The organism is Microcella sp. (genome assembly GCF_019739195.1).
GTDB lineage: Bacteria > Actinomycetota > Actinomycetes > Actinomycetales > Microbacteriaceae > Microcella.
Genome location: NZ_JAHHDS010000003.1, coordinates 1,618,397 through 1,638,848, shown reverse-complemented (window position 1 = coordinate 1,638,848; position 20,452 = coordinate 1,618,397). Strand labels below are relative to the sequence as shown.

Genomic DNA, 20,452 nt, shown 5'->3' with positions numbered 1-20,452 from the left:
GTTATCCGTTCGCCTCGTCGAACGCGGCCTGCAGGTTGGTCTGCAGGGTGCCGAGCAGGGCCGACGGGTCTGCGCTGCCGATCTGCTCGAGCTGCACGTTGAAGTCGGCGAGCGCAGCGGATGCGCCCTGGAAGGCGACGGGGCTGGTCGCCGAAGCGACACCCGCCACGAATGCGGCGTTGTCCGGGAACTGCTCCGCGTACGCGGCCGAGCCTGACTCGGTCGACGGGATCACACCGAAAGCCTCGGCGAACGCGAGCTGCTGCTCATCGCTCGTCAAGAACTCGATGAGGTCGAGAGTGGCGTCCTTCGTCTCCGAGCCGACAGGCATGCCCCAGCAGTTGCTGAACGCGAAGGTCGACGGGCCAGCAGGGCCGGCTGGCAGCTCGACCGAGATGAAGCGGCGGTCAGGGAAGTCGTTCGCCATCGCACCGTTGATCCACGGACCTTCGATCACCATGGCCGCCTTGCCGAGACCAAAGGCCTCTCCGCCCCAGCCCGCTTCGAGTTCTTGCGGGAACTTGAGCGAGCCGTCGGCGATGAGCCCCTGCAGGTACTCCAGAGCCTCGGCGTTCTCAGGGCTGTCCGCGGCGATCGTGTCGCCGTCGACGAGCGAGCCGCCCGCCTGGTTCATGAACACGCCGACCCGCGCGTACTCACGACCCATCGAGAGTCCGACCTGCTCGCCCGTGGTGAGCGTCTGCGCGACAGTGGCCAGCTGGTCCCAGTCGGTCGGGATGTCGGCGTCGGTCAGACCGGCGGCCTCCCACGCGTCGAGGTTGATCTGCAGGCCGAGGGTCGAGAAGTCTTTCGGCGCGCAGTAGAACTGCCCGTCGTAGCTAAACTGCTCGGCCAAGGCGGGCAAGAAATCGCCCGCGTTCGAGAGCTCGTCGGCGTAGGGCTCGATGAAGCCCTGCGCCGCATAGGTCTGGAACTGGTCCCACGGCATGTAGAAGATGTCGGGCGGGTTGTTGCCCGAGAACCCCTGACCGAGCTGCTGCACCAGGTCGTTGGCGGCGATGACCTCGACCGTGTTGCCGGTCTCGGCCGCCCACGCGTCGGCGGCCGCCTGCACGGCGGTCGTTTCGGCGTCACCGCTCGAGCCGATGAGCATGGTCAGCTCCTGGCCCGTCTGAACGTCTCCGTCGCCACCCTCGTCAGCAGACGAGCACGCCGCTAGAGTGACGACGAGCCCTGCTGCGAGAGCAGCGGCGCTCCATTGTGATGTCCTCACGATGTTTCCTTTCGATGAGTGATTGCCGGAGCCTCAGGCGCCGGTGGTCTCGCCGAACGCGCGGTGGGTAGACCGGCGTTCGACAAGTCGAGGCACGAGCAGCCGATTCGTCGGCTGCTCGTTGCTGTCTGGATTTGGCAAGACGACATCGCCTTCCGGCCCGAACAGCAGGGTCAGGGTGGCCGCGACGACTTCGTCGAGCGGCTGGTCGATGCTCGACAGTCCGATCGCCGAGGCGACCGGGGTGTTGTCGAACCCGACGACGGGCAGATCGGGCTGCCCGAGGGCAGTCGCGGCCATCGATGCGCCGAGGGCGAGCGAGTCGCTCGCGCACACGATCGCGTCGCAGGGCTCGCGCAGCGAGAGAAGGTGGCGCGCCGAAGCCGCGCCCTGGTCGACACCATCTTCGGTCACTACTTGGTAGGTCGTGAGGCCGTCGGCGTCGAAGCCGCTCGCCTCTTCCCACCCCGCGCGGCGCTCGTCGCCCGTGCCCGAGGGGCTCGGCCAGCCGATGTAGCCGACGCGTGAGCATCCGGATGCTCGCAATTTCGCCGTCGCATCGCGCAGGCCCGCGCGACCATCGACGTCGACCCAGCGGTGCCGCGGGTCGTCGAAAGACGAGCCCCACGGCCGGCCAAACGAGACGAACGGTACGTCGTGCTCGATGAGCCACGCGATGCGCGGGTCGCCGTGAAAGGTCGCGATGAGAATGAAGGCGTCGATGTCGCTGCCGTCGCGCAGCCGGCGGATGTGCGCGAGCTCGTCGTCGGCGCCGTTGGCCGTGAAGATCATGACGCGCAGGTCTCGCTCGTCGGCCTGCTCGGCGAGCTTGTGCACGAAGCGGTCGAGCACGGCCCCCGAGATGCCGTCGCGCAGCGGGTCGAGGCGCAAACCGATGGTGGACGACTTGCGAGTGCGCAGGCGACGGGCCGAGGCGTGCGGCCGATAGCCGAGGCGGTCGATGGCCTCTTGCACCCGTTCGCGAGTCTTCTCGCGCACGATCTGGGGCGAATTGATCACGTTCGAGACGGTCTGGCGTGACACCTGGGCGGCCTCGGCGACGTCGTCGACGGTCGGCATCTTCGCCATCGCCCGCCTCCTTTGGTGGTCTGCCCGCCCCGCCGAGTTACATCGGCGAGAAATTCGAACGATCCATTTTGATCGATCAAATTATTCGGTAGTGTTGCCGATGTCAGACACCGGTGTCAACCCCTCCGGCGTCGACACCCTCGACCAGGCCAGGAGGCTCACCCCGTGACCGCATCGCTGCAACCCCTGCTCAACGACGAACTCGTCGTGTTGCGGGCCCCCACGCAAGCCTGGTCGTCGCCGTCGGGCGCGATGGGCGGGGCAGCGATTCATGGCGTCTATGTGAGCGACGTGCGCCTCATTCGCGGGCTGCGTGTGCGCATCGGCGATCGGGATGCTGAACACCTGTCGACCGGAACGCGCGGTGCTGACTCCGTGCGCATCGAGTCGCTCTTGCGCCACCTCGACGACCGCACGCCCGACCCCGAAGTGCGGCTGACGCTCGAGCGCACGGTCGACGCCCGCGGCATGGTCGACACCCTGACAGTGCGCAACCGGCACGAATACTCGCTGACCGCCCCTCTGGTGATCGAGCTCGACCTCGACGCCACGAGCATGGAGTCGGTCAAGCTCGGTCACGGCCCCGGCGATGCCCCGGCCGTGACCGTCGACGGCGGTGTCGCTCGCTGGCTCGGCCAGAGCGTCACGGCGAGCGTGAGCTCGCCAGATCTCGGCATCGAGCAGACGGCCACGGGCATCAGACTCACGGCCGAGCTGACGATCGGGCCGGCCAGCGCGACGACCGTGTCGTGGCGCCTCGACGCCGACGACGCGATCGGCGCCGTGCGCGGCGACTCTCGACCCGTACCGTGGAGCCGGCCCGAGGTGCTCGCGGGCGACCAGCGGCTGAGCCGCTGGGTCGACCGAGCGCTCGACGATCTCGACGCGCTGCGCATGACGACGGCGCAGCATCCTGAAGAAACGTTTCTCGCCGCTGGCGCACCGTGGTTCTTCACGCTCTTCGGGCGCGACTCGATCTGGGCGGCCCGCATGATGCTGCCGCTCGGCACCGAGCTCGCGGGCAGCACTTTGCGCGTGCTCGCGGGGCTGCAGGGCACCCATCACCAGCCCGCCTCGGCCGAAGAGCCCGGCAAGATCATGCACGAGTTGCGACGCGAGGCACTCGTGATCGACGACGACATCACGCTGCCTCCCCTCTACTACGGCACCGTCGACGCGACGCCGCTCTTCGTGTGCCTGCTGCACGACGCCTGGAAGTGGGGGCTGCCCGACGACGAGGTGCGCGCGCTGCTGCCGCACCTCGAAGCGGCGCTCGGCTGGATGCGCGACGACGGCGACGCCGACGGCGACGGCCTGCTCGAGTACATCGACCGCAGCGGACACGGGCTCGCGAACCAGGGGTGGAAAGACTCGGGCGACAGCGTGCAGTGGCGCGACGGCTCACTCGCCGAAGGGCCGATTGCCCTGTGCGAGGTGCAGGCCTACGCCTACGAGGCGGCGATGGGTGGCGCGGCGCTGCTCGAGGCCTTCGACCGTCCCGGTGCCGATGAGTGGCGCGCGTGGGCGGCCCGGCTGCGCGAGGCCTTTCACGCGAAGTTCTGGATCACCGACGCGTCGCTCGCTGGCGCCCTGGGCCCCTACCCGGCGATCGCGCTCGACGCGCAGAAGCGCCCGGTTGACACGGTGACGAGCAACCTAGGCCACTTGCTCGGTACGGGCCTGCTCGATGCCGAGCAGTCGGCGCTCGTCGCCGCCCGCCTTGGCTCGCCCGAGCTCGACTCGGGCTACGGCCTGCGCACGATGTCGACCGACTCGACCGGCTACTGGCCGCTGAGCTACCACGGCGGCTCGGTCTGGACGCACGACACCGCGATCGCCGTTCTCGGCCTCGCGCGCGAGGGTCACGATGAAGTCGCCTCGTCATTGGCCCGCGGTCTGCTGCGCGCCGCCGAAGGCTTCGACTACCGCATGCCCGAGCTGCACTCGGGTGACCCGGTCGACGTGGTCACGCGCCCCATCCCCTACCCGGCGGCGTGCCGACCGCAGGCGTGGTCGGCGGCGTCGTCGGTCGCGGTGCTCACCGCCGCGCTGGGCTTGGTGCCGGATGCTGCTGCCGGCACCCTCGCCAGCTCACCGTTGCTCGGGCTCGGCTCCGTCGCTGCTCGAGGTCTCAGGGTCGGAGCCAGCACCCTCGACGTCGGCCTCTGACGACTGCGCGCGCTCGCGCATCGCGCGGCGCACGGGCGGCAGCAGCACGACGATCGCGATGACCGCGAGCACGAGCAGCAGCACGCCCAGCACGGCGGCCGTGACGACGACGATCGTGAATAGATCCACGGCTAGCGCCCCATCTTGCTGAGCGTGGCGACGACCTGCCGGGCGATGTTGCGACCAGCACGGTTGGCGCCGATGGTCGATGCCGCGGGGCCATAGCCGGCGAAGAAGATGCGCGGGTCGCGCTCGGAGTGGTGGCTCGCCACCGCGACGCCGCCCTCCTTCTCGCGCAGCTTGAGCGGGGCCAGGTGGCGCAGCTCAGGTCGGAAGCCCGTGGCCCAGATGATGGCGTCGGCAGGCTCGCGGGTTCCGTCGGCCCAGACCACAGCATCCGGCTCTATCGCCGTGAACATAGGCTTGAACTCGAGAACGCCACGATCGAGAGCGGCCTGGATACGGCGGGTGCGCGGCACTCCTGTTCCCGAGACGATGCTCGGCAGTGCGCGCCCGGCGCGCGCCGCGTTGTCTTGCATCGCGACAGCCTGCTCGGCCGCCTCGAGGTTGAGCTCGACCTCGTCGAGAAACTCGGGCGGGCGGCGCGTCGCCCACGAGATGCTGGCCGCGTGCGGCTCGAGCTCGAGGATGAAGCCGATGGCGCTCGTGCCCGCGCCGACCACGACGACGTTCTGGCCAGCGAAATCTTCGGCCGCAACGTAGTCGTTCGTGTGCACCTGGCGACCGGCGAACGTGTCGCGTCCGGGGTACCAGGGCACGAAGGGAGAGCCCCAGGTGCCCGTGGCGTTGACGACCGTCGAGGCACCGAGCTCGAGCTCGCCGTTCTCGGTCGTGAAACGCACGAGCAGGTCGCGGCCGAGGTCGCTGACCTGCGTCACGGCGGCGGGTCGCACGACCTGCAGGCCGTGGTGCTCTTCATAGCGGCGGTAGTAGTCGCCGACGACCTCGCGCGCCGGAGCGTGGTGATCGGCGGTCGTGAAACTCAGCCCCAGCTCGTCCATGCCCGGCAGGTCGTTGACACGGTGTGCCGAGCCGAGTCGCAGGGCCTCCCACCGGAACTGCCAGGCGCCGCCCGTGCTCGGGCCGCGGTCGAGCAGCACGAACTCGTTGCCGGCTTCGAGGCCGAGTCGCTTCAAGTAGTAGGCCACCGAGAGGCCTGCTTGACCCGCTCCGATGACCACACACGAGGTCGTCAGGTCGGGGGTCGTCACCCGGTCAATGCTAAGGGGTGCGACGCTCGCCGCCGTGGGCGGTCAGGCTCGACGAACCGGGCCTGCGTGCTAAACTTCCGCACAGTTTTTCTATCGTCCTGACTCGGCATTCTGGGGTTCTCCCGGTCTCACCCGACTACACACTGTGAGGGGGTCACGCATGGGGCGCGGCCGACAGAAGGCAAAGCACACCAAGGTGGCGCGGGAGCTCAAGTACTACACCCCCGACACCAACCTCACGGCGCTCGAGCGCGAGCTCGCTGCCGCTGCGCACGAGAACGAGTACGAAGACAAGTGGGCGCACCTCGTCGACGATGACGACGAGGCTGACGAAGACGACGACGCGAGCCCGGCGGCTCAGACCGCGTAGGTCCTTGCGCGGCATGGAGGTGATCCGATGACGCGAGAAGACGCGCGCCAGACGGCAGGTATTTCGCCGCTCCAGCAAATGATCGCCGACGGTCTTGCTACGCCCGCGACGCGTTCAATGGAAAGCCTCCCCCTCCCTCCCGAGGGGCCCAGCCTGTCGGCGGCACTCGAGCAAGAACGCGAAGCCGACTTCCGCTGAGGCAACTGAGGTCTCACTATCGCTCTGCGAGCATTTGTTGCAGGGCGGCAATGAGGTCAAGTCGCCAACGAAAGTCGACCTTCTCAACTTCGGCGGCGAGACCGTCTGTACGGAGCTCAGCGACGTCAATCGACTGCACTACCGATACGGGCAGCGGAACAGCCGCAAAGGCGTCTTCTGCGGCGGTGTAGCCGAGTGCTCGTTGGTCAAATTCGGTTGCGAAACGCTCGACTGCCGCCTCGAGCTGATCATCGAGTACCCGCGCTTCATCATCGTGCAGCGACCTGATCCAGGCCTCGACGGGACCAAGAGCAACCCGGCTCGGTGACTCGGTTGGCAGTGCCACAGTGCCGATCACCCCGGAGTGCTTGATCCACACGTGGTCTCCTCCTTGTGCGACGTCGTGAACTGCGTGCGGCGACGAACTAACTAGCGAACGAACCCACGAGCTTCACGGCGCCGCCGTTGACGCCCTTGGCGCCCTGCTCGAAGCCGGCCAGGTCGTGCGCGGTCGTCGAGACGCGGCCGGCGACCCACGCGGGCACGCCCCGACCCTCGAGCGAGCGGATGACCGAACTCGCGCTGTCGTGGGCAACCACGGCGAGCATCCCGATACCGAGATTCCAGGTACCTTCCGTCGATTCGAGCGAGTCGCCGGCGAGGTCGGTGAGCACGCGGAAGACGGTGGGTGGGCTCCACGAGCCGCGGTCGAGCTCAACCCAGCTGCCGACCGGCAGCACGCGCGCGAGGTTCGCGGCGATGCCGCCGCCCGTCACGTGACTGAGCGCATGCACGGCGCCGGGCAGCTCGGCGAGCACGTCGAGCAGCGGCGCGGTGTAGAGCGCGGTCGGAGTGAGCAGTGTCTGGCCGACGACGCCGCCGAACTCGGGCAGCTCGTCGTGGTAGCCGATGCCCTTCGTAGAGAGAATGTGCCGCACGAGCGAGAAGCCGTTGCTGTGCAGGCCCGAACTCGCCATCGCGATGACGACGTCGCCGTTGTGCACGCGCTCGGGGCCGAGCAGGTCATCGGCTTCGACCACACCCACCGCGGCGCCGGCCACGTCGTAGTCGTCAGGGCCCAGCAGACCCGGATGCTCTGCCGTCTCGCCCCCGACCAGAGCCGTGCCCGTCTCCGCGCAGGCCTCAGCGATGCCCCGCACGATGTCGGCGATGCGCTGCGGGTGCACCTTGCCGCACGCGATGTAGTCGGTCATGAAGAGGGGCTTCGCGCCCACGACGACGATGTCGTCGACGACCATCGCCACGAGGTCTTGGCCGATGGTGTCGTGAATGTCGAGGGCCTGCGCGATCGCGACCTTCGTGCCGACACCGTCGGTGCTTGAGGCGAGCAGCGGGCGGCGGTAGTCGCGCAGCGCACTGGCGTCCCAAAGCCCGGCGAAGCCGCCGACACCGCCGAGAACCTCGGCCCCGTGCGTGGCCGCGACGGAGGCCTTCATGAGCTCGACCGCCCGGTCGCCCGCGGCTGTGTCGACGCCGGCGGCGGCATAAGAATTCGTCATTCGTTCATCCGTTCCGCGGTCTGACAGACTGGCCTGCGTCACCGTCAACCTTACGGTCTGGAGCACGCCCCGCATGTGCGGCATCGTCGGCATCGTCTCGTCGAGTCCCGTCAACCAGCAGGTCTACGACGCGCTGGCCCTGCTGCAGCACCGGGGGCAAGACTCGACCGGCATCGCGACCGCTGAAGGCCGCGTGCTGCACATGGCCAAAGCCAAGGGGCAGGTGCGCGAGGCCTACCGCACGCGCGACATGCGCAGCCTGCTGGGCACCATGGGCCTGGGGCACGTTCGATATGCGACCCGGGGTTCAGCATCCAGTGAAGAAGAGGCGCAGCCGTTCTATGTGAACGCGCCCTACGGCATCATCCTCGTGCACAACGGCAACCTCACGAACACGCGCGAGCTGACGCGCGAGCTGTTCGATGTCGACCGCCGCCACCTCAACACCAACAGCGACACCGAGCTGCTCGTCAACGTGCTCGCGCACGAGCTGCAGGCTCAGGTCTCGGGCGCCGAGCTCGATCCCGACCAGGTGTTCGCCGCGATCACGCGCCTGCACGAGCGTGTCGAGGGCTCGTACGCGGCGATCGCGCTCATCGCGGGGCACGGGCTGCTGGCGTTCCGCGACCCGTTCGGCATTCGGCCGCTCGTGCTCGGCCGACGCACGACGGGCCTCACGGGCGACGAGTGGGTCGTCGCGAGCGAGTCGCTCGTGCTCGAGGCGGGCGGTTACGAGATCGTGCGCGACCTCGCTCCGGGCGAGGCTGTGTTCATCACGAGCTCGGGCGAGATGGTCTCGCAGCAGTGCGCCGCGAAACCACGTCTGATTCCCTGCTCGTTCGAGTACGTCTACCTCGCGCGGCCCGACTCGATCATGAACGGCATCTCGGTCTACGAGGCCCGACTGCGACTCGGCGACCGGCTCGCCGACACCATCGCGCAGTACACGCCCAAGGGCGACATCGACGTGGTCATGCCGATTCCCGACTCGTCGCGCCCCGCCGCGATGCAGGTCGCCCAGAAGCTCGGCATCGAATACCGCGAAGGCTTCTACAAGAACCGCTATGTGGGCCGCACCTTCATCATGCCCGGCCAGGCCGAGCGCAAGAAGAGCGTCAAGCAGAAGCTCAATGCCATGTCGAGTGAGTTCGCCGGCAAGAACATCCTCATCGTCGACGACTCGATCGTGCGCGGCACGACGTCGAAAGAGATCGTCGAGATGGCTCGCGCAGCCGGAGCCAACAAGGTCACGTTCACGTCGGCCGCACCGCCCGTGCGCTACCCGCACGTCTACGGCATCAACATGCCCACGCGCACCGAGCTCGTCGCGCACGGCCGCAAGATTCCCGAGATCAACACCGAGCTCGGCAGCGACTACCTCATCTATCAAGAGGTCGCCGACATGCAGGCCGCGATCATCGAGGGCAGCGACATCACCGAACTCGAGATGAGCTGCTTCACGGGCGACTACGTCACGGGCACAGTGAGCCCCGAGTACCTCAGCTGGGTCGAACGCAACCAGCTGAGCTGACGCTCACGCCGGCTACTGCACGAGCACGATCGTGATGCTCGAGTCGTTCGAGCCGAGCACGATGGGCTTCACGAGCTGCTGAACCAGGGCGTCGAGGTCGCCGACCAGACCGCCCAGCAGCCCGCCCTCGGGCAGCAGCCCTGCGAGGTAGCCCTCGTCGATGGTCTGCACGAGTTCGAGCGACGACAGCCCGCCGGGCACGGCGGTCGCAGCAATCGTGAAGGTGCCATTGCTGCGCACCGTCGTCGTCGCGTAGACCTGACCGGCCGTCTGCAGCGAGAGGTGCGCACCGGGAGTCGCGGTGCCGGTCAGCTGCAGGTCGAGGTCGGCGCCCACGATGCCGCCCGGCGCGGTGTGCCCGGCCGGAGGCTCGCCCCCGGTGATCGTGTCGATGATGCCGTCGACGACCTCGCTGGCGCCCGTAGCGGTCTCGGTGGGCAACGGGATGCTCTCAGTGACGTCATCGGAGCTGTCACGGTCGAGGGCGCGAGGGTCGACCTCGATCACTCGACCTGCTGAGCCCGCGTCATCGACGGCAGGGGTCGTCTGGATCTCGGCTGATACAGGCGATGGCTCCGCCTCCGTCATCGACGACGCGAGAGGCCCAGCTGCGGCCGCTACGACAATGGCTGCACCCACGGCCACCTTCGACGCGACGGCCCCGGCCCCCGTTCCCGCGGCACCGACCAGCGCGGCGAGACCTTCGGGCAGGGCTGAACCTCCCGCTGTCGGGTCACCGCCGAGCTCTGCACCCGTCATGCCCGCCGCGTGGTCTGCTCCGCCCGCAGCGCCGGCGGCCTGTTCGAGCGCGACCGCCGCGCTCGAACCGACGAAGAGCGGCAGAAGCACAGAGCGCAGTCGAACCCCGACGTCGTGCACCTCTTCAGAGACGATCGCGCAGTGCGCACAGTTCGCAAGATGAAAGGCAAGCCGATCTGTATCGCGCACACTCAGCTTGTGGCGTTCGTGTTCGCCAAGGCGCTCCATCGCCCATCGGCATTCGCCGCTGGCTTGCGCGTCTTCGACGTGCGCCTGCAGCCACGCGATGCGCAACCCCTCACGCGCACGAAACGACAGTGCCGCCGTCGCATTGGCATTGAGCCCGAGCAAGGGAGCCGCCTCGTGCGGGTCGAGCCCCTCCACCTCGGTGTACCAGAGCACGGTCTGCCACCGCTCGGGCAGTGAGCGGAAAGCTTGCGCGGTCAGCGACCTGTCGAGGGCGATGACGGCCACGTCGTCTTCGACGTCTGGCGGCATGAGAGCATCCAGATCATCGACAGCGATCTCATGACGAGCGCGCCCCTGCGATGCCGCCACGTGGCGAATGGTCGAATACAGATAGGGCCGGAACGCGCCGGTTGGCCCCCGCCCGTCGAGTACGAGCCGAAGAATACGCTCGAACGCCTCGGCCACGATGTCGTCGGGGTCGAGGTGCGTGATGGCTCGCGCCACTGAGACTCCCGCGGCGGAGTGCCGCTGCCACAGCTCACCGAACGCGGCACGATCACCGCGACGCGACCGCCGCAGCAATTCCTGGTCTGCAACGCCGTCAGCGTTGCGAGCCGAATCGAGGATCCCCATCCCAATTCCCCATTTCTCATGGATACTCCGGATTCTGGCCACCCGCAAGGGGTAGGCGGAGTGGGCGGCGGCCAGACCGCACCCGATCGGTCTGGCCGCCCGTGCAGGCGCTACCCGAGAAGCACCTCACGACTCAGCGCCCAGCTGCCGTGACGAGCCCGCATGAGAGCGAGACCGGCGGCGAGCAGGCCCGCGATGAGCATCAACAGACCGCCGATGTTGACGCCCGTGTAGGCGAGAGGTCCGCCGTCGCTGAGGGTGATCGGGCCGCCGGGGCCGCAGTCGTCACCCGTGCAGTCCGGGTCACCGGGGCCACCCGGGCCATCGGGGTCTTCCGGATCATCGGTCGGCGTGACGCCCGGCCCGACAGTCGCCGAGGCCAGATCGATCGACACCAGCGCTCCCTGCAGTACGGCAATTCTCACGGCGGTCTGAGTGAAGAAGGTGCCGGGGCCAGCAGAATCTGATCCGGTGCTCTTCAGGTTCACCTTCACCGAGAGCACATCGGCGAGCGCTGTGCCGAGGCTCGCGCCGCCCAGCAGCCCGGTCGCGACCGGCTCGACGACCGTTTGTTGCAGCGCACTCTGCACGGCCGCGATCACATCGGACTCGTTGCCCAGTGCGTCTGCGATGCCCAGTGAAATGCCACCGAGCACGGCCGACAGGTCGAGCTGCACGGGCACGCCGAGCACCGTCAGGGTCGCACGAGCGATCTCGGCATCAGCATCCCCCAATCCGCTCAGATCACCGGCGATGCGCAAGTCGAGTGAGGTGCGCAGGTCGGGCAGCACCTTCTCGGTGATCGTGCAAACCAGCTCGGTGAGCGGCTCGGTCACGTGACCCGTGCCGCCGTGCCCGCCGCCTCCGCCGAGGAGTCCGCCGGTCAAGCCGTCGAGCAGCCCACCGACCACTCCATCGCCACCGCCCAAGTTGCCCAGAATCGGCACTTCGACGCACGTCTCGACGCTGTCGCCCTGCTGGGGCGTCAACAGCGAGAGCGTCGCGCGAATGTCGACGCGCACTTCGTTGATCGCTTCGCGCACGACGTCGACCACGTCATCGGCGAGGTTCGCGACATGGGTCGTGATCGAATCGAGTACCGGCACGAGAACCGACTCGCTGAGCAGTTCGGTGCCCGGCGGCAGCGAGTTGAGGTCTCGGCCGAGAATGGTCTCGAGATCGAGCACGATGGCCCCGCGCTCGAGGTCGACGGATGCGCCGGGCGAATCGAGGCGCGCCGTGAGCAGCGGCTCGACGGCCGAGCGCAGGTCGGTGTCGATCGCGACATCGACGTCGACGAGATTCGCGTCGCCACCGAGCACTCCGCCCAAAGCGTGTCGCACCGCCTGGGTGATGTGCCCCGAACTGCCGCCGAGTGACGCCAGCCTCGATTCTGCCGGTTCGAGAGCCGCGAACACGCGTTGCGAGAGGTCGGTGAGCGCAGGCGTGCGCACGAGCAACTGTGCGCCGGCGAGGCTGTAGTCGCCGGTCGCGACCTCGCCATGCCCTTCGGCGCTCGCACCGATCGCGCTCAGACGCAGATCGAGCGACGTGATCGAGTTCGCGAATCGTGAGCCGAGCAGAGCCGAGAGGTCGACGACCACCGAGCCCGAAGCGTCGGCAGCGCTCGGCCGCACGTCGACGGCCCCCGCATCGCCGAGAGTCAGCACGTGAGCTTCGGCAGAACTGTCTGACCACGCGCCGGCCCACTGCTGAACGGCGCCGGCATCGATGCCCTCGCCGACGTCGAGCGCGACTCCGTTGGGCAATTCGAGGCTGATCGAGCGCAACACATCAACGGCGAGCGGGTTCGCGTCGACCACCTCGTCGACGCTGCCGCCGTTGGCCGCAATCGCAGCGCGCAGATCGGCGAGATTCGACAGGTTGCTGCCGACGACACTTCCGCCCAGCAGCTGAGCTCGCGCGTATGCGACGAGGTCGTCGCCAGACGACGAGTCAGCGTGAGCGGCTGATGCCCCGAGCAGGGCAGGGGCTGCGGCAAGCAGCCCGGCTATGGCGAGAGCGCCGGCGCGGCGAGGCCTCGAACCCCTCGGCGCTGTCGCGTGACGAATCGAGCGCATGATCTCGTTCCCTTCCCCTGAGGTGGCGGGACGAATGCCCCGTCACAGGGGAAGACGGTAGAACGATCTGTCTCTTACGCGAATTCGCCGAAAAAGTTCTGAGTTGGGCAATCCGATGCACGCGCCGCTACGAAAGGGGCGATTCTGGCCTACTCGAGCTCGCCCTCGAGGGGCAGCGGCTCGACGACCTCGCGCTCGGCGTCGAGAGTGCGGGCGCGCTTCTGCGAACGACGGTCGAGCGCGATGCCGACGATCGCGCCGATGACGACGCCGATGGTGATGCCGTAGAGCGAGAAGTAGCCGATGAGCGCCGGCAGCCCGACGAGCGGGTCGACGGGAAAGAGCGGCGTGATGATGAGCACGACGAGAAAGCCGATGAGCCCGCCGACCACCATGAAGGCGGGAATCTTCGGGGCGCGCCGCACCTGCACGGTCGCGCGCTCAGGGGCTGGGTTCGTCGGCTCGCTCACGCCCCCATTCTGACGCACGGCGCTGAGAGGTCGGCGTTCAGTACTCGAGGGGAAACAGCCCCGACAGATCAGAGCGGGCACCGGATGCGTGCACGCGGCCCGCCGACGCCGCCTCGCCCCACGCGAGTGATCCCGTCGCAATCGCGATAAAGGTCTCGGCGTCGAGCTCGACCACGTTCGGCGGCGTGCCGCGTGTGTGCCGCGGGCCCTCGACCGCCTGCCCCGCGCCGAACGGCGGCACGCGCACTTCGACGGTGTGGCCGGGGCTCGCGTCAGCGAGCACTTGCAGCAGGTAGCGCACGGCCGTCGCGGTGTCGGAACGCTCGCCTGTGCCGTCGAGCGCCGCGCGCACAGCATCCCGCCCCGCCTGCTCATCGATGCGTGCGCGACCCATGCCAGCGACCCTATTCCCCCTCGCTAGGCTGACCGGGTGAGAATTCTCGTCATCGGCTCGGGCGCCCGCGAGCACGCCATCATCACCGCGCTGCTGAGCGAGGCCGCGCCGCACGAGATCACCGCGGCCCCCGGCAACGCCGGCATCGCCGAGGTCGTCGAGACCGTGGCGCTCGACGCGACCCGTGGCGATGTGGTCGCCGACTACGCGGTCGACAACGACATCGAGCTCGTGATCATCGGCCCCGAGGCTCCGCTCGTGGCGGGCGTGGCCGACGCTGTTCGTCGCCGCGGCATCGCCGTCTTCGGCCCGGGTGGCGCCGCCGCGCAGCTCGAAGGCTCGAAGACCTTCGCCAAGCGCGTCATGGACGACGCCGGGGTTCCGACGGGTCGAGCGGTGCGCGCCGGCACTCTCGCCGAGGTGGTGTCGGCACTTGACGCGCTCGGTGCTCCCTACGTCGTCAAGGCCGACGGGCTCGCGGCCGGCAAGGGCGTCATCGTCACCGACGATCGCGCCGCCGCACTCGCTCACGCCGAGCACTACCTGCAGCAGGGCGGGGTGCTCGTCGAAGAGTTCCTCGCCGGCCAAGAGGTCAGCCTCTTTCTGCTGAGCGACGGCCACACGGTGCTGCCGCTGAGCCCCGCGCAAGATTACAAGCGCATCGGCGACGGCGACACCGGCCCCAACACGGGCGGCATGGGCGCTTACTCGCCGCTGCCGTGGGCGCCCGAGGGCTTCGTCGACGAGGTGATCCGCACGGTCGCCGAGCCGACGGTGCGGCAGCTCGATCGCGAAGGCACCCCGTTCATCGGGTTGCTGTACTGCGGCCTGATCGTCACCGAGAAGGGCATCCGCGTCATCGAGTTCAACGCGCGGTTCGGCGACCCCGAGACGCAGGTCGTGCTGCCGCGGCTCGTCACGCCGCTGAGCGAGCTGCTCTTCGCGGCGAGTACTGGCCAGCTCGCCGGGCGCCCGCACCCTGCGTTCTCGGCAGATGTCGCCGTCACGGTCGTGCTCGCGAGCGAGGGCTACCCCGAGCTGCCGATCACGGGCCGCGCACTCACCGGTCTCAACGAGGCGGCCGCGGTCGAGGGGGTCACGATCGCGCACGCCGCTACCGCCCGCACGATCGACGGCTTCGTCGCCACGGGCGGCCGCGTGCTGAGCGTCGTCGCGACCGGAACCGACTTCGCCCAGGCCCGCGAGCGCGCCTACGAGGCGATCGGCCGCATCGGCCTCGAGGGCGGCCAATACCGCACCGACATCGCGGCGCGCGTCGTCTGATGGATGCTCTCTCCGAGCTCGGCTGGCAGCACGTCTACTCGGGCAAGGTGCGCGACCTCTACGAGCACGCCGATCATCCTGCGCTCTTGCTCGTCGTCGCGAGTGATCGAGTCAGTGCGTTCGACCACGTGCTTGAGCCGGGCATCCCGGGCAAGGGCGCTCTGCTGACCCAGTTGACCCGCTGGTGGTTCGCTCGACTGCCCATGCCCAACCATCTCGCGACCGTCGCCGACCTGCCCGCCGCAGCTGAACTGGCCGAGGTGCCGGTCGAGGTCGCCGACCGCGCCATGCTCGTGAAGCGCCTCGACATGCATCCGATCGAGTGCGTCGTGCGTGGGTACCTCACGGGCTCGGGCTGGGCCGAGTACCGCGAGTCGGGCACCGTCTGCGGCATCGCACTGCCCGAGGGCCTGAGCGACGGCGACCGCCTGCCCGAGCCGCTCTACACGCCGGCCTTCAAGGCGCCGATGGGCGAGCACGACGAGAACATCAGCTTCGAGCGCTCGGTCGAGCTCGTCGGGGTCGAGGTCGCGACGGCGTTGAGGGATGCGTCGCTCGCGATCTTCGCGACCGCCAGCGAGATCGCGCTCGAGCGCGGAGTCGTGCTCGCCGACACCAAGTTCGAGTTCGGCACCGACCCGGCCACGGGTGCGCTGACCCTCGGCGACGAGGTGCTCACGTCGGACAGTTCTCGCTACTGGGACGCCGAGCTCTACGCGGCTGGCGGCCCCTCGCGCCTCGACAGCTTCGACAAGCAGATCGTGCGCAACTGGCTCGCCGCGAACTGGGATCGCACGGGCGAGCCTCCGGCGCTGCCCCCCGAGATCGTCGAGCGCACAGCCGCCCGTTACCGCGAGCTCATCGACCGCCTCTGCGGCTAGCTCCTTCATGCCACAGATCTGGGGCAAAAGGGCGCTTCCAGGTCAGGGTTCCGCCCATGTGAGGCGAATCTGGGGCCAAGCACGTCGGCCCAGACACGCGCGCGACGGAATGGCGCTGGATGCTCCCACGTTGACACCCGCATGACCGACTCAGCACGCCTCGCCGCCGACACCGCCATGGGACCGGTGACCCTCGACGTCGCCGACCTCGACGCGATGACGGCGTACTACCGCGACGCGGTGGGCTTGAGTGTGCTCGACGCCGCAGGGTCGGTGGTGACGCTCGGTCGAGCGGGCACCGTGGCATCAGCATCCGTCGTCGTCGTCGTCTTGCGCCACAGCCCGACCCTGAAGCATGCCGGTCCGCGCGAGGCGGGGCTCTTCCACACGGCGATCCTGTTCGAGACGCAGGCCGCCCTCGCAGCGGCGGTCTACACGGTCGCGACGGCGCATCCGCAGCGGTTCACCGGCTCAGCCGACCACCTCGTCAGCCAGGCCTTCTACTTCGACGACCCCGAGGGCAACGGCGTCGAGCTCTACTGGGATCGCGACCGCACCCAGTGGTCGTGGGTGCACGGCCAGGTCGAGATGGGCACGCTCTTTCTCGACCCCAACGCCTTTCTGCGCGAGCACCTCACCGACGAGGCGCTCGCGGCCCACGGCTCGGCGCCGAGCGTCGTCGGTCACGTGCACTTGAGCGTTGGCGACACCGCGACCGCGCAGCACTTCTATGTCGACCAGCTGGGCTTCGACCTCACCACCTCGTTCGGCGGGCAAGCCATCTTCGTGAGCGCGGGCGGCTACCACCACCACATGGCGATGAACGTGTGGCGCAGCAGCGGTGCCGGCCGACGGATGCCTGCCCTGGGCCTCGGCCAAGTAGACCTCGTGCTGCCGTCGGTCGATGAGGTCGGCGCCACTGCCGAGCGCCTGCAGCACCACGGAGTCGCCGTGCGCGACGACGGGCGCACCCTCGAGCTCGACGACCCCTGGGGCACTCTGCTGCGCCTCACCCCCGCCCTCGAGCGCGCGTAGATTCACCCCAAACGGGCGGAACCGCGCGACTGAAGCGCCCTTGTGCCCCAGATCTGGCACCTAGACTTCCGGGCGTGAGCGAGTTCCGACCCCCGCGCCGACTGCGGTTGAGCCGCGCCATCGCGGCGGCGCAAGGGCCCGTGCTGCTGACGCAGGGGCGCCGACTGCGCAAGAGCACGCCGCGGCTTCCGGATGCTCCGCTGCCGTGGCACGGCCGCGTCGACCCGGGCGGCTCGGGTGGCGGCGAGCGAGCATCCCGCCCCCTGCATCTGCTCGTCATCGGTGACTCGACTGCCGCGGGTGTGGGGGTCGACCACGCCGACCTCGGTCTCGGCGGACGCCTGGCCGAGGCGCTCGCGGTCCGCACCGGGCGGCCGGTGCACTGGCGCGCGGCCGGACGCAATGGGGCGACCGCGGGCGACCTCGTTCGGCAGTACCTCACGCCCGCCCTCGTCGAGCCCACCGACCTCGTGTTTCTGACCGTGGGAGCCAACGACGCTCTCGCCCTGCGTTCGGCGAACGCGTTTCGCCGCGACATCCGGCGCATCATCCAGCGCACCTTCGCAGCGCATCCCGAGGCTGCCCTGCTCATGTCGTCGCTGCCGGCGTTCTTTCGTTTCTCGCTGCTTCCCGACCCGCTGCGGCGCAGCCTCTATCGGCACTCACAGGCGCTCGAGCGCGAGGCTCGTGCGCTCATCGCCGCCCACCCGCGCGCCCACATGTCGCCCCCGCCCCCGCCCTACACCGAGGGCTTCTTCGCGAGCGATGACTTTCACCCGAGCGCGATCGGCTACCGCGACTGGGCCGACTTCGCGGTCGAGGATGCCGTAAGCGTCGGCTTCGACCGCCTGCTCGACGACCATTGAGGTGCGGCGCGAGCCGACGGCCACGTCGTTCGATCGCACCGCAGGCCTAGACTCGCGCCCATGACCTCGAGCCCCCGACCGTTGCGCGGCCGCCGGCTCAGTCGGGCCGTGGCGCTGGCGCTTGCCCCCATCCTGTTGCCGCAGACCGTGAGGCTGCGCCGAGTCGTGCCGTTGCTGCCCGAGCCGCCTCGGCCGTGGGAGGGCGGCGGCGGCACCGACCCGATCCACCTGCTCGTGCTCGGCGACTCGATGGCCGTCGGGGTCGGCGTCGACGATGCCGCCGTGGCGCTCGCGGGCCATCTGAGCGCCCAGCTCACCGAGCTCACCGGCCGCCCCGTGCGCTGGCGGTCTCGCGGACGCAACGGGGCCACCGCCCGCGACGTCATCCGCGACCACCTCGACGAAGCCCTCAACGCCCCGACCGACCTCGTCGTCATCAGTCTCGGCGCCAACGACTCGATGCAGGTACGGTCGCACCGCGCCTTCAGGCGCGACATCAAGCGCATCCTGCGCGTGACTTTCGCCGCCCACCCCGACGCCGTGGTGCTCATGAGCGCTCTGCCGGCCTTTCACCGCTTCGGCCTGCTGCCCGAGCCGCTGCGCACAACGCTCGCCCTGCATTCGCAGTCGCTCGAGGTGAGCGCGCGCCGCGCCCTCGAACGGTTCCCGCGCGCTCACATGACACCGCCGCTGCCGCCCTACGCCGACGACCACTTCGCGACCGACGACTTCCACCCGAGTGCGAGCGGCTACCGCGAGTGGGCCGAGTTCATCGTTGCCGACGCGTTCCAGCACGGTATCGGTGCAGACCTGCAGCGATGATGCCCCCGGCATCGCTTGAGTCGCTCGACGACCTCACCGCGGCGATCGAGCGGATGCGCGCGGCCCGGCCCCGAGCATCCGGCCCCCTCATCGTCGGCCTCGCCGGCGCTCCCGGCGCTGGTAAGTCGACGGTCGCCGCTGCCCTCTCGGCCGGGTTGCCCGGCTCGGCCGTGCTGCCCATGGACGGCTTCCACCTGCCGCAGGCCGAGCTCGTGAGACTCGGCCGCCGCGACCGCATGGGAGCCCCCGACACCTTCGACGTCGACGCCTTCGTCGCCCTGCTCGAGTCGCTGCGCGATCTCCACAACTCAGGAGAAACGCTGCGTGCCCCGGGCTTCGACCGGCGTGTCGAAGAGCCTGTGCCCGGCGCGATCGCTCTGGCTCCTGAATGGTGGTGCGTCATCGTCGAGGGCAACTACCTGCTGCTGCGCGAGCACGGCTGGCACCGCGTCGCCCCGCTGCTCGACCTGAGCGTCGGCATCGTGCTCGACGACGCCATCCGGCACGAGCGGCTCATCGCGCGCCACATCGCCTTCGGCAAGAACCCGGATGCGGCGCGCGCCTGGGCGCTCGGCCCCGACGAACGCAACGCGGCCGCGATCGCGGCCACCCTTGAGCGAGCGGACTACCTGCTCGACACCTCTGCCAACGAATCGAGTGCGGGCAGTTCGACGCGCTGAATCGGCAGTGCCTCGGGCTGCGAACGTCGCACCCAGGTGACGAGCTTCTCGCGCACGTGGCAGCGCAGGTCCCACAGGTCACTCGAGTTGCGCGCACTCACGAGAGGACGCACGCGCACGATGCCGCCCGTCGCATCCGTGGCGACGACGCTCGCCGTGCGGCCGTCCCACCAGTCGCTCGCTTCGACGATGCGCGTGAGTTCGAGCCGCATCTCGTCGAGGTCGACGCGCCAATCGACGTCGAGCTCAACCGTGCCCATGAGCTGCGCCGACTGCCGAGTCCAGTTCTCGAAGGGCGTCGTCGTGAAGTAGGTCGAGGGCAGCACGAGACGGCGTTCGTCCCAGATGCTCACCACGACATACGTCAAGGTGATCTCTTCGATGCGGCCGAACTCTCCCTCAACAGTGACCACATCGTCAATGCGAATCGCGTCGGAGAACGCGAGTTACATGCCCGCGAAGACATTCGCGAGCGACGATTGTGCCGCGAGCCCCGCGACGACGCTCACGAGGCCAGCCGAGGCGAGCAAGCTCGCACCGGCGGCCTGCGCGCCCGGGAAGGTGAGCAGCATGGCGGCGAGCGCGAGCACGCCGATGATGACGGTGGCGAGTCTGCGCACAATCGTGAGCTGGGTCTGAATGCGTCGCGCCACGCGGTTGTCGTCGGCGGTGATGTCGTAGCGCCGCTGCACCCGATCGAACAGCAGGCGCACGACAGCGCTGAGCAGCCACGCGCTCGCGCCGATCACCAGAATCGTGAAGACCTGGTTGATCGTGCTGCGCCACGCGGGCTCGGGAAGGGTCAGCGACACGGCGATCCACGTCGCAACGACGAAGAGCAGCACGCGCAGACGTCGGCGGGCGGGCCCGAAGCTGCGATAGACGCCGGGCCATCGACGCGCGATGACGCGAGTCGCGAGCGAGATGATGCCGACGACGATGATCACGGCGACGAGCGCGATCGCCACTGCGACGCCGAGCAGGGTGTAGCCAGTCAGTTCGAGCACGAGGGGGT

20 protein-coding genes and 1 pseudogene are annotated in these 20,452 nt (G+C 69.0%); 9 read left to right on the top strand and 12 right to left on the bottom strand.

Annotation, left to right across the window (positions count from 1 at the left end):
• Position 1: 1 nt before the first annotated feature.
• Positions 2–1,234, bottom strand: coding sequence for a sugar ABC transporter substrate-binding protein (locus KL788_RS09700; protein WP_293170803.1), 1,233 nt, complete (start codon positions 1,232–1,234; stop codon positions 2–4).
• Between the two features lie 33 nt (positions 1,235–1,267).
• Positions 1,268–2,323 carry a LacI family DNA-binding transcriptional regulator gene (locus KL788_RS09695; protein WP_293170801.1) on the bottom strand — a complete coding sequence of 352 codons (1,056 nt, stop codon included), beginning with the start codon at positions 2,321–2,323 and terminating at the stop codon, positions 1,268–1,270.
• Positions 2,324–2,488: 165 nt separating this feature from the next.
• Between KL788_RS09695 and KL788_RS09690 the strand changes: the two genes are divergently transcribed.
• A complete protein-coding gene (locus KL788_RS09690) occupies positions 2,489–4,492 on the top strand; it encodes a glycogen debranching N-terminal domain-containing protein (protein WP_293170799.1) in 2,004 nt (667 codons plus the stop codon).
• On the opposite strand, the gene KL788_RS09685 is transcribed toward KL788_RS09690, so the two are convergent.
• A complete protein-coding gene (locus KL788_RS09685) occupies positions 4,415–4,621 on the bottom strand; it encodes a hypothetical protein (RefSeq protein WP_293170797.1) in 207 nt (68 codons plus the stop codon). The genes KL788_RS09690 and KL788_RS09685 overlap by 78 nt on opposite strands.
• A gap of 2 nt (positions 4,622–4,623) precedes the next feature.
• A complete protein-coding gene (locus tag KL788_RS09680) occupies positions 4,624–5,724 on the bottom strand; it encodes an NAD(P)-binding domain-containing protein (protein ID WP_293170795.1) in 1,101 nt (366 codons plus the stop codon).
• Positions 5,725–5,884: 160 nt separating this feature from the next.
• Between KL788_RS09680 and KL788_RS09675 the strand changes: the two genes are divergently transcribed.
• Positions 5,885–6,094 (top strand): DUF3073 family protein, encoded by a 210-nt coding sequence (locus KL788_RS09675; RefSeq protein ID WP_293170793.1) that lies wholly within the window; start codon positions 5,885–5,887, stop codon positions 6,092–6,094.
• Between the two features lie 214 nt (positions 6,095–6,308).
• Here the strand turns inward: KL788_RS09675 and KL788_RS09670 are convergent, their stop codons facing one another.
• Both KL788_RS09670 and purM read right to left on the bottom strand, forming a co-directional pair.
• Positions 6,309–6,671 carry a hypothetical protein gene (locus KL788_RS09670; protein WP_293170791.1) on the bottom strand — a complete coding sequence of 121 codons (363 nt, stop codon included), beginning with the start codon at positions 6,669–6,671 and terminating at the stop codon, positions 6,309–6,311.
• A gap of 46 nt (positions 6,672–6,717) precedes the next feature.
• Positions 6,718–7,812 (bottom strand): phosphoribosylformylglycinamidine cyclo-ligase, encoded by a 1,095-nt coding sequence (gene purM / locus KL788_RS09665; RefSeq protein ID WP_293170789.1) that lies wholly within the window; start codon positions 7,810–7,812, stop codon positions 6,718–6,720.
• A gap of 73 nt (positions 7,813–7,885) precedes the next feature.
• Here purM and purF point away from each other — a divergent pair, with 73 nt between their 5' ends.
• Positions 7,886–9,343 carry an amidophosphoribosyltransferase gene (gene purF / locus KL788_RS09660; RefSeq protein WP_293170787.1) on the top strand — a complete coding sequence of 486 codons (1,458 nt, stop codon included), beginning with the start codon at positions 7,886–7,888 and terminating at the stop codon, positions 9,341–9,343.
• Positions 9,344–9,355: 12 nt separating this feature from the next.
• Here purF and KL788_RS09655 read toward each other — a convergent pair whose 3' ends face one another.
• The 4 genes from KL788_RS09655 to KL788_RS09640 all read right to left on the bottom strand — a co-directional run bounded on the left by KL788_RS09655 (position 9,356) and on the right by KL788_RS09640 (position 13,869).
• A complete protein-coding gene (locus KL788_RS09655; RefSeq protein ID WP_293170785.1) occupies positions 9,356–10,924 on the bottom strand; it encodes a sigma-70 family RNA polymerase sigma factor in 1,569 nt (522 codons plus the stop codon).
• Between the two features lie 110 nt (positions 10,925–11,034).
• A complete protein-coding gene (locus KL788_RS09650) occupies positions 11,035–13,005 on the bottom strand; it encodes a choice-of-anchor G family protein (RefSeq protein WP_293170783.1) in 1,971 nt (656 codons plus the stop codon).
• Between the two features lie 149 nt (positions 13,006–13,154).
• Entirely contained in the window at positions 13,155–13,475 is a 321-nt protein-coding gene (locus KL788_RS09645; RefSeq protein WP_293170781.1) for a hypothetical protein, read from the bottom strand.
• A gap of 37 nt (positions 13,476–13,512) precedes the next feature.
• Positions 13,513–13,869, bottom strand: a complete 357-nt coding sequence (locus KL788_RS09640; protein WP_293170779.1) for a sterol carrier family protein — start codon at positions 13,867–13,869, stop codon at positions 13,513–13,515.
• Between the two features lie 36 nt (positions 13,870–13,905).
• On the opposite strand from KL788_RS09640, the gene purD reads away from it, so the two are divergent.
• From purD to KL788_RS09610, 6 genes are all read left to right on the top strand, one after another.
• On the top strand, positions 13,906–15,153 hold the full coding sequence (gene purD, locus KL788_RS09635; RefSeq protein WP_293170777.1) for a phosphoribosylamine--glycine ligase: 1,248 nt from the start codon (positions 13,906–13,908) through the stop codon (positions 15,151–15,153).
• Positions 15,153–16,034 carry a phosphoribosylaminoimidazolesuccinocarboxamide synthase gene (locus KL788_RS09630; protein WP_293170775.1) on the top strand — a complete coding sequence of 294 codons (882 nt, stop codon included), beginning with the start codon at positions 15,153–15,155 and terminating at the stop codon, positions 16,032–16,034. Before purD ends, KL788_RS09630 begins: the two co-directional genes overlap by 1 nt.
• Positions 16,035–16,175: 141 nt before the next feature.
• Entirely contained in the window at positions 16,176–17,069 is an 894-nt protein-coding gene (locus tag KL788_RS09625; protein ID WP_293170773.1) for a VOC family protein, read from the top strand.
• A gap of 74 nt (positions 17,070–17,143) precedes the next feature.
• Positions 17,144–17,935: an SGNH/GDSL hydrolase family protein gene (locus KL788_RS09620; protein ID WP_293170771.1), complete on the top strand. Its 792-nt coding sequence runs from the start codon at positions 17,144–17,146 to the stop codon at positions 17,933–17,935.
• A 60-nt stretch (positions 17,936–17,995) separates the two neighbouring features.
• Positions 17,996–18,757 (top strand): SGNH/GDSL hydrolase family protein, encoded by a 762-nt coding sequence (locus KL788_RS09615; RefSeq protein WP_293170769.1) that lies wholly within the window; start codon positions 17,996–17,998, stop codon positions 18,755–18,757.
• Positions 18,754–19,437 (top strand): nucleoside/nucleotide kinase family protein, encoded by a 684-nt coding sequence (locus tag KL788_RS09610; protein WP_293170767.1) that lies wholly within the window; start codon positions 18,754–18,756, stop codon positions 19,435–19,437. The genes KL788_RS09615 and KL788_RS09610 overlap by 4 nt, the downstream gene beginning before the upstream one ends.
• On the opposite strand, the pseudogene KL788_RS09605 reads toward KL788_RS09610, so the two are convergent.
• Positions 19,383–19,868, bottom strand: a pseudogene (locus KL788_RS09605) (mechanosensitive ion channel family protein); the annotation flags it as partial. The gene KL788_RS09610 and the pseudogene KL788_RS09605 sit on opposite strands and share 55 nt — an antisense overlap.
• Positions 19,869–19,883: 15 nt before the next feature.
• On the bottom strand, positions 19,884–20,444 hold the full coding sequence (locus tag KL788_RS09600; protein ID WP_293170765.1) for a hypothetical protein: 561 nt from the start codon (positions 20,442–20,444) through the stop codon (positions 19,884–19,886).
• Positions 20,445–20,452: the final 8 nt, after the last annotated feature.